15 protein-coding genes and 1 riboswitch are annotated in these 17,191 nt (G+C 39.0%); of the genes, 4 read left to right on the top strand and 11 right to left on the bottom strand.

Annotated features, from left to right (window positions below):
- Positions 1-96 precede the first annotated feature (96 nt).
- On the top strand, positions 97-513 hold the full coding sequence (locus AB3N04_RS16135) for a nucleoside 2-deoxyribosyltransferase (protein WP_368503687.1): 417 nt from the start codon (positions 97-99) through the stop codon (positions 511-513).
- 19 nt (positions 514-532) lie between these two features.
- Here the strand turns inward: AB3N04_RS16135 and AB3N04_RS16130 are convergent, their stop codons facing one another.
- The 3 genes from AB3N04_RS16130 to AB3N04_RS16120 all read right to left on the bottom strand — a co-directional run bounded on the left by AB3N04_RS16130 (position 533) and on the right by AB3N04_RS16120 (position 3,229).
- Entirely contained in the window at positions 533-904 is a 372-nt protein-coding gene (locus AB3N04_RS16130) for a DUF1516 family protein (RefSeq protein WP_368503686.1), read from the bottom strand.
- Positions 905-1,050: 146 nt separating this feature from the next.
- Complete coding sequence (gene rocF, locus AB3N04_RS16125; protein WP_368503685.1) at positions 1,051-1,950, bottom strand: arginase; 900 nt, start codon at positions 1,948-1,950, stop codon at positions 1,051-1,053.
- Positions 1,951-2,038: 88 nt separating this feature from the next.
- Entirely contained in the window at positions 2,039-3,229 is a 1,191-nt protein-coding gene (locus AB3N04_RS16120) for an ornithine--oxo-acid transaminase (protein ID WP_368503684.1), read from the bottom strand.
- A 187-nt stretch (positions 3,230-3,416) separates the two neighbouring features.
- On the opposite strand from AB3N04_RS16120, the gene AB3N04_RS16115 reads away from it, so the two are divergent.
- Positions 3,417-4,829, top strand: coding sequence for a sigma-54 interaction domain-containing protein (locus tag AB3N04_RS16115; protein ID WP_368503683.1), 1,413 nt, complete (start codon positions 3,417-3,419; stop codon positions 4,827-4,829).
- A gap of 33 nt (positions 4,830-4,862) precedes the next feature.
- Here the strand turns inward: AB3N04_RS16115 and AB3N04_RS16110 are convergent, their stop codons facing one another.
- The 7 genes from AB3N04_RS16110 to AB3N04_RS16080 form a co-directional block, all read right to left on the bottom strand.
- Positions 4,863-5,780 carry a proline dehydrogenase family protein gene (locus tag AB3N04_RS16110; RefSeq protein ID WP_368503682.1) on the bottom strand — a complete coding sequence of 306 codons (918 nt, stop codon included), beginning with the start codon at positions 5,778-5,780 and terminating at the stop codon, positions 4,863-4,865.
- 284 nt (positions 5,781-6,064) lie between these two features.
- Positions 6,065-7,609 carry an L-glutamate gamma-semialdehyde dehydrogenase gene (pruA, locus tag AB3N04_RS16105; protein WP_368503681.1) on the bottom strand — a complete coding sequence of 515 codons (1,545 nt, stop codon included), beginning with the start codon at positions 7,607-7,609 and terminating at the stop codon, positions 6,065-6,067.
- A gap of 214 nt (positions 7,610-7,823) precedes the next feature.
- Complete coding sequence (gene phoU, locus AB3N04_RS16100) at positions 7,824-8,474, bottom strand: phosphate signaling complex protein PhoU (protein ID WP_368503680.1); 651 nt, start codon at positions 8,472-8,474, stop codon at positions 7,824-7,826.
- A gap of 17 nt (positions 8,475-8,491) precedes the next feature.
- On the bottom strand, positions 8,492-9,325 hold the full coding sequence (pstB, locus tag AB3N04_RS16095; RefSeq protein WP_368503679.1) for a phosphate ABC transporter ATP-binding protein PstB: 834 nt from the start codon (positions 9,323-9,325) through the stop codon (positions 8,492-8,494).
- Positions 9,326-9,343: 18 nt separating this feature from the next.
- Positions 9,344-10,258: a phosphate ABC transporter permease PstA gene (pstA, locus tag AB3N04_RS16090; protein WP_368503678.1), complete on the bottom strand. Its 915-nt coding sequence runs from the start codon at positions 10,256-10,258 to the stop codon at positions 9,344-9,346.
- A 1-nt stretch (position 10,259) separates the two neighbouring features.
- Entirely contained in the window at positions 10,260-11,216 is a 957-nt protein-coding gene (pstC, locus tag AB3N04_RS16085) for a phosphate ABC transporter permease subunit PstC (RefSeq protein WP_368506073.1), read from the bottom strand.
- A gap of 94 nt (positions 11,217-11,310) precedes the next feature.
- On the bottom strand, positions 11,311-12,294 hold the full coding sequence (locus AB3N04_RS16080) for a PstS family phosphate ABC transporter substrate-binding protein (RefSeq protein ID WP_368506072.1): 984 nt from the start codon (positions 12,292-12,294) through the stop codon (positions 11,311-11,313).
- A gap of 315 nt (positions 12,295-12,609) precedes the next feature.
- Positions 12,610-12,820, top strand: a riboswitch (cobalamin riboswitch).
- Positions 12,821-12,976: 156 nt separating this feature from the next.
- Between AB3N04_RS16080 and metE the strand changes: the two genes are divergently transcribed.
- Together metE and AB3N04_RS16070 are read left to right on the top strand one after the other, a co-directional pair.
- On the top strand, positions 12,977-15,256 hold the full coding sequence (gene metE, locus AB3N04_RS16075; protein ID WP_368503677.1) for a 5-methyltetrahydropteroyltriglutamate--homocysteine S-methyltransferase: 2,280 nt from the start codon (positions 12,977-12,979) through the stop codon (positions 15,254-15,256).
- Complete coding sequence (locus AB3N04_RS16070) at positions 15,253-15,726, top strand: acyl-CoA thioesterase (protein WP_368503676.1); 474 nt, start codon at positions 15,253-15,255, stop codon at positions 15,724-15,726. The genes metE and AB3N04_RS16070 overlap by 4 nt, the downstream gene beginning before the upstream one ends.
- Positions 15,727-15,772: 46 nt before the next feature.
- Here AB3N04_RS16070 and mgtE read toward each other — a convergent pair whose 3' ends face one another.
- Positions 15,773-17,134, bottom strand: a complete 1,362-nt coding sequence (mgtE, locus tag AB3N04_RS16065; protein WP_368503675.1) for a magnesium transporter — start codon at positions 17,132-17,134, stop codon at positions 15,773-15,775.
- Positions 17,135-17,191: the final 57 nt, after the last annotated feature.

Here is a 17,191-nt window from a genome sequence, read left to right as displayed (position 1 = left end):
CACCTAATAGTGTACCATCTACCCTTCGAAAGGGTGTAGCATCCAAAAGGAATTTGCATGGTAGAATAATAGAAAAATGGTGTAAGGAGGCAATCAATGAAGTTCTACATAGCATCTAGTTTTAGTAATAGTAAAACCGTACAGAAAGTCAGCGAGCAACTGGTGAGGGCAGGATTCATTCATACGTACGATTGGACAACAAACGGTAGAGCCAAATCGATGGAAGATTTAAAAGCGATTGGTATGAAGGAAAGAGATGGAGTAGGTGAAGCTGATTTTGTTGTTATCTTACTGCCTGGAGGGAAAGGCACACACGTTGAACTTGGAATGGCAATAAGTTTAAAAAAGAATATTTACTTATATTCAAGCAATGAAAAAGTGAATGAGATTGAAACTACAAGTACTTTCTACCACTTGCCTGAAGTGACCCAATGCATCGGTACGATCGATAAGCTGATTCAGCAAATTTGTAGGGACTATCCAGAAATCACAAAAAAGCACACAGTCTATTAATCGACTGCGTGCTTTTTCGTTAGAAGGAAATAACTCCGTAACCAAGTAAAACAACTAATACGAGCGTAACAATCATAATAGCCCAGTATAGGGTTGCTTGTTGACCTAGTGTACCCTTTTTCGTGCGAACAAGGATCATTTCCATTGCATAGATAAGGAAGAATGCTAACGCCCCTTTGACTAGATACATAAGCGGGAAGCCAAGTGTAACAAGCATTCCAATTCCTGATACAAGCATAATAATATAGAACAAACGGAGAACCATATGTACGATCTTTGCACCTTTTGCTTTACCAGCTTTCAATAAGAAATAACCAACAAAGAAAAGTAGCACAAGGATGGCCCAAGAACCAATATGAGATTGGTAAAAAATATTGTACAATCTATTCACCTCTTTTCCTCATTCACTCAGTCCCATTATAATCTAAAAACAAGAGAATGAAAAAGCATTAGCGAAAAAACAGATGAATGTTTGGTTAATCGCCACAACTTCTCCCACAAGCACAAAAAGAGAGCAAAATCACTCTCTTTTAGGTTCTATAATAATTTTTCTCCAAAAAGGGATCCCATTAGTGCGACTGCCACTTCTGCCGTTTTATTGCGTTCATCTAATATAGGATTCACCTCTACAAACTCAGTCGATGTTAGAATGCCTGCTTCAGCTAACATTTCCATTGCAAGGTGGCTCTCTCTATATGAAATTCCACCTAATACAGGCGTACCAACTCCTGGTGCATCATTTGGGTCCAGTCCATCTAAATCTAAGCTTAAATGAACACCGTCTGTACCTGCACTTACATGCTCAATCGCTTGCTCCATCACTTTTGTCATCCCAAGGCGATCAATCTCATGCATCGTGAAAATTTTAATCCCTTTTTCTTTAATTAATTTCTTTTCCCCATCATCAAGCGAGCGTGCGCCAACAATGACAATATGTTCTGGTTTAATTTTCGGTGCAAATCCACCGATAGAAGTAAGCGACTCATCTCCTAAACCTAGGCTAACCGCAAGTGGCATACCATGAATATTACCAGAAGGAGAAGTATCCCCCGTATTTAAATCTCCATGTGCATCGTACCAAATGACACCAAGCTGCTTCCGTTCTTTCGTTACTCCAGCAAGGGTTCCAATCGCAATGCTATGGTCTCCTCCCAATACAAGTGGGAAATACCCTTCTGCTTCAATCGATTCTACTTGCTGACGCAAAAGGTCATTAGCATGAATGACTTGTGTGAGATTTTTTAATCCGGCTGAGACTTGTTGATCAGACCGTCTTTCTATCCTAATATCACCAAAATCCTTCACCTCATGCCCTAGAGCCTCAAGTCGACTAATGAGTCCTGCATAGCGGATCGCACTCGGTCCCATATCCACGCCTCGACGATTTTGTCCTAAATCCATCGGCACTCCAATTACTCCAACTTTTAATTCATTCATTTGAAACGCCCCTTTTCCTATAATCAAGCAATCATTATGTAAGTGTTATGTAGGGTGAGTGCTACACTCACCCTATTATTTGACTTGCTTATGCAAACACTTCTTTAATCTTTGATAGAGCATAATCTAGGTCTTCTTTTGAAATCACAAGTGGTGGTGCAAGACGAATCACATTTTCATGGGTCTCTTTACAAAGCAACCCAAGCTCTTTTAATTGTTCACAATACTGACGTGCTGGCACATGCAGTTCAATTCCAATAAACAACCCACGGCCACGAATTTCTTTAATATCCGCATGAGGGATCTTACGGAGCTCTTCCATTAAGTACTCTCCTAAATCATGAGATCGCTTTACTAATTCTTCTTCTTCAATCACTTCAAGTGCAGCAATCGAAGTAGCACAAGCAAGTGGGTTCCCACCAAATGTCGATCCATGAGAACCTGGTTCAAATACACCTAATACATCACGATTTGCAGCGACAACAGAGATCGGCATCACACCACCGCCTAATGCCTTTCCTAGAATGTACATATCTGGTTCAACTTCTTCCCAATCACATGCAAATAGTTTCCCAGACCTAGCAAGCCCTGATTGAATTTCATCAGCAATAAATAAAACATTATTTTCAGTACAAATATCGCGCACTTCCTTTAAGAACCCGGCAGGTGGAATAATAATGCCTGCTTCACCTTGAATTGGCTCTACTAGAAAGGCAGCTGTGTTAGGAGTAATAGCTTCCCTTAGTGCCTTCGCATCGCCATAAGGAATGATTTTAATTCCTGGTAACATTGGTCCAAACCCGCGTTTATATGCGTTACTTGAAGATAAAGAAACTGCGGTCATCGTACGTCCATGGAAGTTATCTTCACAAACAATAATCTCAGCTTGGTTGTCAGCTACACCTTTTACATCATAAGCCCAACGACGAGCTGTTTTTACAGCTGTTTCAACTGCTTCTGCCCCTGTATTCATTGGTAAAACCATATCTTTCTTCGTGAGCCCTGCTACTTTTTCATAAAATGGTGCTAGCTGATCATTGTGGAAAGCACGTGAAGTAAGCGTAATTCGATCTGCTTGATCCTTTAATGCCTGAATAATCTTCGGGTGACGATGCCCTTGGTTCACGGCTGAATAAGCACTTAACATATCGATGTAGCGATTCCCTTCAGGATCTTCCACCCATACACCTTCAGCCTTTGAGATAACGATTGGTAGTGGATGATAATTTTTGGCTCCGAACTGTTCTGTTTTTTCAATAATAGTTGTTGTTTGTGTCATTGTAAAACTCTCCTCTCATTACTTACTAATGAATACAATGCAAGATTAATGCCAATTTATAGATTATTAAAATCCTACATATGTACAGACTAATTCTCACTGGCCTCATAAAAAGTTTGCATTTTCTGCAAATTTTTTTGCACTTTTGCCAAACCTTTTCTATACTTGAGTTAGTAGGAGGTGCATCATGAATAATGTCAGTTCCAAGCAACTAGAACAAACCATTGCTATGCTTACACAAGTGTTAGATACGGTTGATGTCGGCGTCCATATTGTGAACGCTGAGGGCGAAACAGTTATCTACAACAAGAAAATGACTGAAATTGAATCTATGCCATCTAATGAGGTATTACATAAGAATTTGTTAGATGTCTTCCTCTTTAAAGAAGAGCAAACCAGTACATTGCTTCAAGCTTTAAAAAAAGGAAAGCATTCACACAATATTAAACAGCAATATTACAACAATAAAGGGTTCCCTATTACTGCCATTAATGATACCCATCCAATTAGAAATGAAGATGGTGAGATTGTAGGTGCCTTCGAGCTTTCAAAAGACATTACTCGTCTTGAAAAATTACTGAAAGACAACCTGCAAAAACCAGGTCAAACCCGTTATACGTTTGGACAAATTATTGGGCAAAGTGAAGCTATTACTCAAATTATTCATGAAGCGGAACGAGCGACGAGAACCAATTCATCTGTTTTATTAACTGGTGAAACCGGTACTGGGAAAGAAATTTTCGCTCAAAGTATTCATAATAGTAGTGAACGGGCTGGTGGTCCATTCATTTCCCAAAACTGTGCTGCCCTTCCTGATAATCTTGTTGAAGGGATCTTATTCGGAACAAAAAAAGGAGCTTTCACAGGAGCTTTAGAGCATCCAGGCTTATTTGAGCAAGCTACTGGAGGCACCTTACTTCTTGATGAAATCAACTCCTTAAATCCAGCGCTTCAAGCAAAACTTTTACGAGCGATTCAAGAGAAAACGATTCGTCGAGTTGGTGATACTAAAGATACAGCAGTAGATGTTCGAATCATCTCTACCATGAATGAAGATCCATTTGAAGCTGTAGCAAATGGTCGCCTGCGCAAAGATTTGTTCTATCGTCTTGGTGTGGTTTCACTTTACATCCCACCTCTACGCGACCGGTACGGTGATATCCCAATCCTTGTTGAACATTTCTTAAATACATTTAATAGAAGGTTTCAAATGCATGTTGAATGGATTTCAGCTGATGTCCTTGAATTATTCGAGCAATATGAGTGGCCTGGTAATGTTCGTGAGCTTGAACATGTTATCGAGTCAGCAATGAACATTATGACTTCTGAGCGACAAATGGAGTTGTACCATCTTCCAATGCACATGAGAAGGCGCCTCACCACTCAACCCGACTCTCCTGCTTCCTTATCAAATGATAAAGAAACAAAAGAAACTTTTCTTCACAAACCACTAAAAGAACACCTAGCTGAAGTAGAGACCTATTACATTAAACAAGCCTTAACGGTGCATAATGGAAATGTCTCTCAAGCTGCTAAAGCACTTGGAATTAGTAGACAAAATCTACAATACAGATTAAAGAAAATGTCTACTAGTGATTAAGTAAGATTAGATAGGAGCGGCAAAAGTCGCTCCTTATTTAGATAATAATCCTCTAATCGCAAAGCTTACATTTTGAGGCCTTTCAGCAAGACGGCGCATGAAGTAACCATACCAATCAGTTCCATATGGTACATACACCCGCATCGTATATCCTTCTTTGGCAATCTGTTGTTGAAGTTCTTTTCGGAAGCCGTATAGCATCTGAAATTCAAATTGAGATTTCGCAATCCCTTCTTCTTCGCAAAATGATTTTACCTTATCAATAATCATATGATCATGGGTTGCAATAGCTGTATAACTGCCACTTTTTAAGTGCTGTTTAATGATGGAAAGATAATTATCGTCAACATCTTTCTTATCTTGAAAAGCAACCTCACTAGGCTCCTTGTAAGCACCTTTCACAAGTCTTAAATTCACACCTTGAAGATCACTGACATCTTCTGCTGCTCGGTACAGATAAGCTTGAATGACGGTTCCTACAGAATTCGGAAACTCTTGACGCAAGTCAGCTAAAATATCAAGCGTCTGTTGACAATGGGCATAATCCTCCATATCAATTCGAACAAAATTTCCTAATTCAAATGCCGTTCCGACAATCTTACGCATGTTTTTGTAGCAAAGATCTCGTTCGACATCCAATCCTAGTTGAGTTAATTTTAAAGATAAATTGCAAGTAACTCCTGTTTTTGAAATCGCTTTCAATGTTTCAATGCAGTAATTGGTTGATTCAATGGCTTCCTCTCGAGACGTAATGAACTCTCCTAAATGATCAACAGTTGCTACTAGACCTTTCTCATTAAGTTCACTCACTGTTCTCATCGCATCACCAATTGTCACACCCGCTACAACTTGCTTAGCACCCATCTTTAATCCCCAGCGCTTTGCACCACGATTGAGCACTTTATTTTTTGACAAATACAGAAACATGGGTTTAAGTACCATGCTAACCACATCTCCATTCTCATTATTCATAAGGTAGAAGGAGGCTGGGACAAAAGTATTTTAACTTATGGAAAATCGAACATTACTGATGCGGTCTATGTAGACCGCTCCTGAAATATACTTCGCTTTCCACGGGAAGCTGGTGTGCCTCCTCGTGCTACACACTGGGGGGTCCCACCTCTGCTTTTCATCCCACAGGAGTCTACGTATATTTCACCCGCTAATTTAGCGCTTCGTTCGTATCTTGAGTTAAACCTCTTAGATATGTCCCAGCCCCACTTTTTTATTTAGGGTTATAAAGACTCAGAAATCGTCTTTGCTTGTAAGAATAGTTGTAAGTAATCCGGTCCGCCCGCTTTGGAATCGGTCCCTGACATGTTAAATCCACCAAATGGGTGATACCCAACTATCGCTCCTGTACATCCACGGTTAATGTACATATTCCCTACATGGAAGTCCGTTTTGGCTTTCTCTACGTTCTTGCGGTTACGAGAAATAACAGCTCCTGTTAATCCGTATTCTGTGTTATTTGCAATCGCTAAAGCTTCATCAAAATCTTTTGCTTTTGAGAAAGCAACAACTGGTCCGAAGATCTCTTCTTGCATAAGTCTAGCATCTGAAGCCACGTCTGCTACAATCGTCGGTTGAATGAAGTATCCCTTAGACGAATCGCCTGTTCCACCAGCTACAATGCGTCCTTCTTCCTTACCAATTTCAATGTAGTTCATAATCTTATCAAATGCTGCTTGGTCATTTACCGGACCCATATTTGTGTCGTTAATGGTTTCTCCGACTTTTAATTCTTTTGTTAGAACAATTGCTTTTTCAAGAACCTCGTCGTACACATCTTCCACAATAACTGCACGAGAACAAGCTGAACATTTTTGACCAGAGAACCCAAATGCTGAAGCGACAATTGATTTAGCTGCAAGCTCAAGATCTGCCTCTTTATCAACAACAATGGTGTCTTTTCCACCCATTTCAGCAACAACACGTTTTAGCCAATATTGTCCTTTGTTTACCTTTGCTGCACGCTCATAAATACGTTCTCCCACTTCACGTGAACCTGTGAAACTAATCATACGTGTACGTGGATGGTCTACTAAATAATCACCAATTTCAGAACCGCTACCTGGAATATAGTTAATGACACCAGCTGGCATTCCAGCTTCCTCAAGCACTTCTATAAATTTAGCTGCCACAACAGGGGTTGTACTAGCTGGCTTTAGTAGGACCGTATTCCCTGTAACTGCTGCCGCAACTGTTGTACCTGCCATAATGGCAAAAGCAAAGTTCCATGGTGAAATAACAACAGCTACTCCTAATGGAATGTATCCGTATTGGTTCTTCTCACCATCACGACTTAATACAGGTACTCCATTTTTAAGCTCAATCATTTGACGTCCATAATACTCAAGGAAATCAATCGCTTCTGCTGTATCAGCATCTGCCTCATTCCATGGCTTACCTGCTTCATATACAAGATATGCAGAGAATTCATGTTTGCGACGGCGAACGATAGCCGCTGCTCTAAATAAAATCTCAGCACGTGCTTCAGGATCCCAACGCTTCCAATCCTCAAATGCTGTTAATGCAGCTTGCATCGCTTGTTCAGCGTGATCTTTTGTCGCTTTTGATACTTTACCTACCACTTGTTCCTTACGTGCCGGGTTTTCTGATGTGATCTTATCATCTGTGTAAACAAGCTCCCCACCAATACGTAGAGGGTAATCTTGGCCTAATTCCGCTTCCACCGTTTTTAATGCGGCTTCAAATTCTCTACGATTTGTTTCCACTGTAAAATCTGTAAATGGTTCGTGTTTGTAAGGTACTGACATGTTTAACCACTCCTTCAATTCTAGTCACTATATGTATATTGCAAAAACTGTGCCAATTATGAATCTTATTAAAGTAAGCGCTGACAATAGGCTTGTCACCTTAATCGATGCAAACTATATTGCATGTGCAAACTTTTAATCGATAAATCGCCATATTTTTTGCACATGAAAAAGCCTGCGCAATGGCACAGGCTCCTCAATATGATTTTCATTGTTAGTTCAAATCAAAATGTTTTCCGTTTACTTCATAGACAACCCATTCAGAAATATTAGTTGCATAATCTGCAATCCGTTCAATATAGCGTCCAATAAAGGCTAGTTGTGTAATTTGATCGACCTCTACTTCACTAGCATCAATTTTAAATAATTCACGAATGATATCTCCGTATAGAGTATCCACTTTATCATCAGTGAGAGCAATTTTTTGAGCCATAAGGATGTCTGATTGCCGATAAGCTTCTAATGAATTTCTCACCATATCTTCTGCAATTACAAACATTGATTTTAATTTTTCCTTATATTCAATAAGATTTTCATTTTTTAAGCGGATCGATTGCTTTGCAATATCTACTACTAGATCAGCTACACGTTCTAAATCACTTGAAATTTTTAATGCCACAATTAATTTTCGTAAATCTGTAGCAACTGGTTGCTGTTTTGAGATTAAAAGTGTGACTTTATCATGCATATCAAGTTCTAATTGATTAATAAGGGAATCATCCTTAATGATTTCTTCCATCACTGATTTCTCATTTTCTTCAAATGATTCATTCATTCGTTCAATAACTTCTATTACTTGACCACCCATTGTTAGTAGTTCTTGCTTTACATAATCAAGTTGAGAGTGAAACGTTCTTATAGACATTATCCTACACCGCCCCCTTAACCAAATCGACCTGTAATGTAATCTTCAGTACGCTTATCAGATGGATTAGAGAAAATCGTATCCGTTTTATCGTATTCCACAACTTCCCCATTTAGGAAGAAAGCCGTTCGATCAGAAATACGTGCTGCCTGTTGCATGTTATGAGTGACAATTACGATTGAGTAATTTTTCTTTAATTCTTGAATTAATTCTTCAACTTTTAATGTCGATTTAGGATCAAGTGCTGATGTTGGCTCATCCATTAAAATCACATCAGGTTCGATTGCTAAGCACCTAGCAATACATAAACGTTGTTGCTGTCCACCTGATAGGCCATAGGCGTTTTCAGTAAGACGATCTTTCACTTCATCCCATATCGCTGCCCCACGTAAACTCTTTTCAACAATTTCATCTAATACTTTTTTATTACGAATACCATGAATTCTTGGACCATATGCAACATTGTCATAGATCGACTTAGGAAAAGGATTAGGCTTTTGGAAAACCATCCCTACACGAGTACGTAAGTCTTCTACTTTATATGCTTTATCTAAAATATTGCGGCCACGGTACTCTATATCTCCAGATATTTTAACAATAGGAATAAGCTGCACCATTCGATTTAAAGTTTTAATATAAGTAGATTTCCCGCAACCTGAAGGTCCGATAATAGCTGTGACTTCTTTTTCATAAACTGAGAGATTAATATTTTTTAAAGCGTGATCTTTGCCGTACCATAAGTTTAGATTTTTTGTGTCATATACGATCTTATCACGAGCAGGAACGGTTTCTACTTTAGATTCAGATTGAAGTTCTACCTTCACCTTTTCTTTTGCTGTTAACATCCCCATCAATGTTACCCCCTTAAATTAATACCTTTGTTGAAATTTATTACGTATAATAATCGCTGTTGAATTTAATATGAATAGAACAATCAGTAGAACAATGATCGTTGCAGCTGCAAGATTAGCATATTCAGCTACCAATGCTGCATCGATTGTCCAGTAATAGATTTGAACTGGTAAAATCGTAAAACGGTCCATGATGCTTCCCGGGAATGGAATTAATAATGCTGGTATTCCGATTACGACTAATGGTGCAGTTTCCCCAATTGCCCGCGATAATGAAAGAATGGCACCAGTTAAAATACCAGGTAGAGCTGCTGGCAATATCACATTTTTAATTGTTTGCCATTTTGTTGCACCCATCCCATACGATGCTTCACTTAGATGATTTGGTACTGCTCGTATCGCTTCTTGACTTGCTACGACCACAATTGGAAGAACGAGAAGTGCCATCGTTAAGCCCCCAGCAAGAACAACCCCTCCTAAATCAAGTGCTCGAACAAAAATCGTTAAACCTAAAATTCCAAATACGATTGAAGGAACTCCGGCTAAATTAGAAATATTAGCTTGGATAAAGGAGTGAACACGCCCCTTTTTGGCATAGGTTTCAAGATAGATTGCTGTACCCACCCCTAAGAGCATCGTTACGGGTGCTACAACTACCATCAACCATAACGTACCTAATATAGCGCCCATAATTCCTGCACGGTCGGGATTATTTGATAATCTTCCTGTTAGAAAGTCAAGGTTAATCCAGCTGATTCCCTGAGAAAAAACTCTGAAAATTAATATTGCTAGAACAACTAATCCAAACATCGTGGAAGCAAAGAAAATGCCTTTTGCTATTTTATTTTTTAGTAGTCTCGTATTCATTCGTTTTTCCACAACATCTTGATTAATGTATTTTGTATTCGTACTCGTATCTGTACTGATATTCATATTAATATTCCTCCCTAAAGCGACGAGAGATATATCTTGCTAGTAGATTCATTAAAAAAGTAAATACAAATAGTGTCATCGCTACAGCATATAAACTGTAATATATAGTCGAACCGGCAGGAGCATCTCCTCCAGTTACCTCAACAATGTATGCAGTCATTGTCTGCATAGATTGAGTAATGTCAAAAGTGAAGTTTTTAGTACTACCACTAGCAATGGTAACAATCATCGTTTCACCAATTGCACGTGATATACCAAGAACAAATGAAGCAATAATACCAGAGATTGCAGCAGGAATAACTACCTTACCTGTCACCTCAAGCCTCGTCGCTCCTAAAGCAAGGGCACCTTCGCGCATCGCACGTGGTACAGAACTCATCGCATCCTCTGATAAAGATGCTACCATTGGGATAATCATAATTCCCATAACAATTCCTGGACTTAAAATATTCGTTGCTTGAAGTCCTGGAATAATCTCCCTCAAAATTGGTGTAACAAATGTAAAAGCAAAAAAACCGTAAACGATTGTTGGAATCCCAGCTAAAATTTCTAGCATAGGCTTTAGTGTTCTTCTAACTTTATCTGAAGCATATTCACTTAAAAAGATAGCAGTCATAAGACCAATCGGAATCGCGACAAACATGGCGATAACTGATGAGATAATGGTTCCTGTTAATAAAGGTAGAACGCCAAATTGTGGATCTTGACTTAATGGTCTTAACACTGTTCCAGTAAAGAAATCAATAATCGGAACTCTTTGGAAAAACTCGAACGTTTCACTCAATAACGTATATAAAATTCCCACTGTTGTAAGGATTGAAATGCTGGCAATTACAAAAAGGAGTTTTGGCATTACTTTTTCAATCAAATTATTGACATTTCTTGAACTCTTTTTTTGCTCGATCATTTCTCTTACATTAACAGCGTTCCCCTTATTCATATCGCTGTTTACATCCATCGCATGTGGCACCCCTTCTGGCTTGTAACCAAATACTTTTACATGTAATAGGATGAGAACTTCATAAGCCCCCATCCTACACATTTCAACTAGTCTATTCGCTTAGACCATCTAAAACACTGTTGTATTCTTCAATTTCATTATCTGGTAATGGAGCGAATCCAGTCTCACCAGCAAATTCATTAACATTGTTTACAACGAATCTAGCAAAGTCTAAAACTTGTGGCTTTTCTTTTGCCATATCCACATTTAAGTACGTGAATACTGGACGAGTAAACGGAGCATAATCTCCGTCTTCAGCAATTGTGTCAAGTGATGGTTCTACTGGACCTTCACCGAAGTCTACGTTTACTGCTTGAATTTGATCTGTATTATTTACATAGTATCCAAAACCAAAGAATGCAATGGCATTTTTATCTTCAGACACTAGGTTTACTAGAGTTGAGTATTCTTGCTGTAAGTTAACGCCATCTACTAAATCACCTTTATCAAGAATCTCCTCATAGAAGAACTCATATGTTCCGTGGTTTTCATTTGGACCCATTGGCTTAATTTCTTCATCTGGAAATTCAGGACGAATATCAGACCACTTTGTTACGCCACCATCAGCACTGAAAATACTGATTAACTCTTCTTCCGTTAACTCTGTAGCCCAATCATTTTCTGGGTGAATGACGAATGTAAGACCATCTAATGCTACTTTAAATTCTTGAACGTCAATTCCATTAGCTTCTGCTTCTTCTAATTCCTCATCTTTAATTTCACGTGATGCATCATTGAAATCAGTACCATTTGGAACTAAGAATTTACCAAAACCAGCACTTGTACCAGAACGACTTACTTCAACTGATACATTAGGTTGTTCACGGATCATGTATTCTTCAGCAACGACTGACATTAATGGATAAACTGTACCTGACCCATCAACGACTACGCTGCCACCTAGTTCCTCTGATGCTTCCGCTGCATTGTCTCCTGTTGCATCCTCTGAACCAGTGTTATCTGTTTGTGCTGGTTCATCAGATCCTCCACCACATGCTGCAACAATTACCATAAGTGCTGACATTACTAAGAGCATTAAAAACTTCTTCACTGAATTGTCCTCCCTTTTCTGTAGGAAAAATAGTAGCGTAAGTGGTTCTCCCTCTCACAATTGCTAGTATAGATGGGTAATATTAAGTAGGTATGATTGCTGTGTAAAGGTTTTGTAAACCACTGTTAAAAAGGTATACCTTTTAGCGTAAACGGGTACATGATTAAACCCTTTAATGTAGTTTGACTTTAGTGAAGTAATTCATAGTTTCACTTATGTAGAATAGTCTCCAACAAAATTCTTGCTTAATAAAAAAAAGTGAGTTAGGATATAGTCTAAGTATTTTATCTATTTAAAATTTTATAAGTTCATGCAAAAGGTGGTTTGGATTAAATGTCCAAGCCTTAAAAGGGAAGTTCGGTTAAAAGCCGACACGGTCGCGCCACTGTAAGAGTGAGCTACTTATGATGTACCACTATTCAATATTGTTTTAATAGGCAATGAAGAATGGGAAGGAATAAGTTAGCGATGAACTCGAGTCAGGAGACCTGCCTTTTGTACGCACTAGTACCTACGCGTTTATTAGGGAGGAGTGATCGATATGTTTTGGCCGCTGGTTTATGATAATCCGGGTTAATTCTGTATATGTGATCTCTCTTTCTTTTCGGGAAGAGAGTTTTTTCGTTTTATCGCATATACACTATGAATCTTCGGAGGGAATTAAAACATGAACATCATACATTCAAACTTAGGATATCCACGAATCGGAAAGAACAGAGAATGGAAGCGTCTATTAGAAAAGTATTGGTCAAAAAAGATAACAAGAGTTACGTTTGAATTAGAGATGAAAAAATTAAGAGTGGAGTATCTAAAGACACAAAAAGCACTAGGAGTAGAGCTGATTCCAATCGGAGACTTTAGTTACTATGATCATGTACTCGATACTGCGGTTATGTTTGGCCTTATTCCTAAACGGTTTCAACCAATGGAAGCAGCCTCGTTGGAGCAATATTTCGCCATTGCCAGAGGAACAGATCAACATGTCGCTTCAGAAATGACTAAGTGGTTCAATACCAATTATCACTATCTTGTACCTGAATTAGAAGATGTAACACCGGTCTTAACTCATAACCGACTTCTTACATTATTTAATGAAGCAAAAAATGAAGTTGGTATTGTCGGAAAACCCGTTATGGTCGGGCCTATCACCCTTCTCTCATTATCAAAAGGCTATCAAACTGAGGACTTGAAGGAGATTATTCCGCAACTCATCCCCCTTTATATCAAGGTTTTTAAAGAACTTGAGCAAGCTGGAGCAGAATGGATTCAAGTTGATGAACCAATTCTCGTTCAAAATGGTAATCAAGAAATGATCGAATTATTTAAGGAAGTGTATGCTCATTTTAATGATGCGTTACCGGAATTAAACCTCCTTCTTCAAACGTATTTTGGAGCGGTTGATCATTATAAAGAAATTACACAATTACCCGTTGCAGGAATTGGCCTCGACTTTGTTCATGATAATGGTGAGAACTTGAAGCAGTTGAGAGCGTTCGGTTTTCCTCAAGATAAATTCTTAGCTTGCGGAGTCATTGATGGTCGTTCTATATGGAAGAGCAACCTATTAAAAAAATACGAACATGTAAAGGAACTCTCTTCGCACACTCAAAACTTGATCATTCAACCTTCATGCTCCTTATTACATGTACCTGTTACGACTGCTGGTGAAAAAAGCCTAGATCGAGAATTTGTCGATGCTCTGGCCTTTGCTAATGAGAAATTAGAGGAAGTAGCCTTACTAGGAAATGTGCTTAGACAGCGAGAAAAGCAGGAGGAGTTAAAGAAGTATAGTTATTCAATTTCTGAGTTTCATAAAAATACAAATCGAATAAATGTGGAAGTTCAACGTCAACTTGCGAATGTAGATGATCTTGCTACATCAAGAACTCCCTTTGACGAGAGAAAAATACGGCAACAAGAAAAATGGCAGCTTCCTACTCTGCCTGCGACAACAATTGGTAGTTTTCCACAGACTAAAGAAGTACGAGCTAATCGCCTAAGTTATAAGAAAGGCTCTTTATCAGCGGAAGAGTACGAAAGATTTATTGAAGAGGAAATCAAGAAGTGGGTAACAATTCAAGAAGAAATTGGACTTGATGTATTCGTTCATGGTGAGTTTGAACGGACAGATATGGTGGAGTTTTTTGGTCAAAGACTGAACGGGATGGAAGTGACAACAAATGGGTGGGTTCAATCCTACGGCTCTCGTTGCGTAAAACCTCCAATCATCTCAGGTGATATCTCATTTGCAGAACCAATGACTTTAAAGGAAACCGTATACGCTAAATCACTAACATCAAAGCCAATGAAAGGCATGCTCACAGGTCCAGTGACCATTTTAAATTGGTCTTTTGAACGGGATGATGCAACAAGAAAAGAAATGCTGAACCAGTTAGCACTGGCCATCCGTGTGGAAATTAATGAACTTGAAACGCATGGTATTGAAATGATTCAAGTAGATGAGCCAGCTCTTCGTGAAGGACTTCCATTAAAGGAAAAAGAAAGAGAAGCTTATTTAACAGATGCTGTGACCGCCTTTATCATAGCCACAGGTGGGGTGGCCGATACGACACAAATTCATACTCACATGTGTTATTCTGAGTTCGATGAAATTATTGAGACCATTGACGCACTTGATGCAGATGTTATTTCAATTGAAGCATCTCGAAGTCATGGGGAGATTATTCATACATTTGAACGATTTGATTATACGAAAGATATTGGTCTAGGTGTCTATGATATTCATAGTCCCCGAATTCCTAACGAACAAGAGATGAGACAAAATCTTGAGCGTGCACTAAGGGTATTAAAGACCAATCAATTTTGGGTCAATCCTGATTGCGGATTAAAAACACGTACACCTGAAGAAACCATTGAAGCTTTGAAAGTTATGGTGGAGACTGCCAAGAAGGTACGCTCTACTTTAAAAGCTGGAGTAACAAAATGAATGCTTCCCGTCCAACTAGTTTCTCTAGAACGATCCAGTCAAGATTAGTTCTTCCACCAGATACAAATCATTTGAAAACGATCTTCGGTGGGCAAGTTCTTTCCTTTATCGATGAGATAGCTGCTATTACAGCTATGAAGCATGCCGGAAGTGTTGTAGTGACAGCTTCGATTGACTCAGTCGATTTTTTATCATCTGCATCTGTAGGCGACCTATTAGAGCTTGAATCGTTTATTACTTCTACCGGTCGTACGTCAATGGAGGTATTTGTAAAAGTTCATTCCACTAATCTTCTTACTCGGGTAAAAACGTTAACAACGAAGTCCTTTCTGACCATGGTAGCCGTGGATGACGAGAAAAAGCCTATTCCGGTTCCAAAGATCATTCCTGAAAGCGATGAAGAGAAGCAGCTTTGCCTAACAGCAGCTGCTAGAAAAGAAAACCGCTTAAATCGTTCACTCATTAATTAAACAAATGAAAAGAGCAGCGTACTCCTATTGAGTACGCTGCTGTCTTTTACAAGTAGTCTAATAGAGCTGTTGCAATCGAAAAATAGATTAGTAAACCTAGAATATCGTTCACCGTAGTAATAAATGGCCCTGAAGCAATCGCCGGATCTAGCTTCATCTTATTAATAATAAGTGGAACAATGGTCCCAATGATTGTGGCAATACTTAGTGTTAGAAAAATAGATATGCCCACAATAAAGGCAAGCATCATGTTACCATGCATCACGGTAACAATCGTGGCGATCACTAGCATACAAATAAAACCTAGCATAAGGCCTGTACCCAATTCACGCTTTAACATTTTCCCGACTCCATCTTTCTCAACCGTTCCAAGCGCTAACCCTCGAACGGCAACCGCTAATGATTGAGTCCCCGTATTTCCGGCTGAATCCATCAATAAAGGTATAAATGCCGCTAACAAGACAATCGCTTCTAGTGTTTCTTCAAATTGTCCAATCACTTCAGCTGTAATTAACCCAAAAAACATAAGTAAGATAATCCAAGGTGCACGTTTCTTAGCCGCTTGAAAAGAAGATACATTAACGTCGGTTGCCCCTTTTGAGGCAGAAAATTCTCCTAAATCCTCTGTTGCTTCCTCTTCTAAAATATCAATAATGTCATCGACTGTTACAATTCCAACTAGCTTTCCATCGGTTGAAATAACGGGAGCCGCAAGAAAATCATACTTCTTAATTAATCTTGCCACATCTTCTTGGTCTGTTTTAGCCGAGACTGATACAACTTCACTGCTCATGACATCTTCTACTAGCTCTTGCTCATCGGCAATGATTAAATCTCTTAGTGATACGACTCCGACTAGCTTTTCACCTTTGTCTACCACATACAAATAGTAAATCGTTTCTGCATTAGGTGCTTCTTTTCTTAGTCTACTAATCACGTTAGAAACCGTTTCATTCGCTGCTACTCGAATAAACTCCTTAGTCATAATGGAACCAGCCGTTTCTGGATCATACGACAATAATTCGCGCACTTCCGCTGCCTCGGTCTCCTCCATCGAGCTAAGAACGTCCGCTATTTCTCCTTCACTTAGAAACGATAAGAACGTCACGACATCATCTGCGTACATATCATTTAACATCGCAGAGGCATAGTGACGATCTAGTTCTTTAAATACATACATCTGTTCTTTCTTTTCTAACCCTTGGAACACTTCTGCAAATTCATCTGGAGATAGAAATTGATACACTTTTGCACGAGCTTCAATTGCTAACTCAATGAAAATGTCCGTTTGATCGGTCGGATGAAGAGCGAGGAACCATTCTCTAAATTGCTCTACGTCACCTAGCTTTAATAGATCATAAATTTGTTTTGCGTACGTCATTCTCTTTTGTTCATTTAATTTTACCATCGTTTTGACCCCCTATTTGAGGATCCGTTTCCCTTTTACACATGAGGGGGGAAATGG

The sequence above is a fragment of the Alkalihalophilus sp. As8PL genome (assembly GCF_040939795.1).
GTDB lineage: Bacteria > Bacillota > Bacilli > Bacillales > Bacillaceae_D > Alkalihalophilus > Alkalihalophilus lindianensis.
The sequence above is the reverse complement of the archived record's forward strand: the minus strand, read 5'-3'. Positions and strand labels throughout refer to the sequence as shown.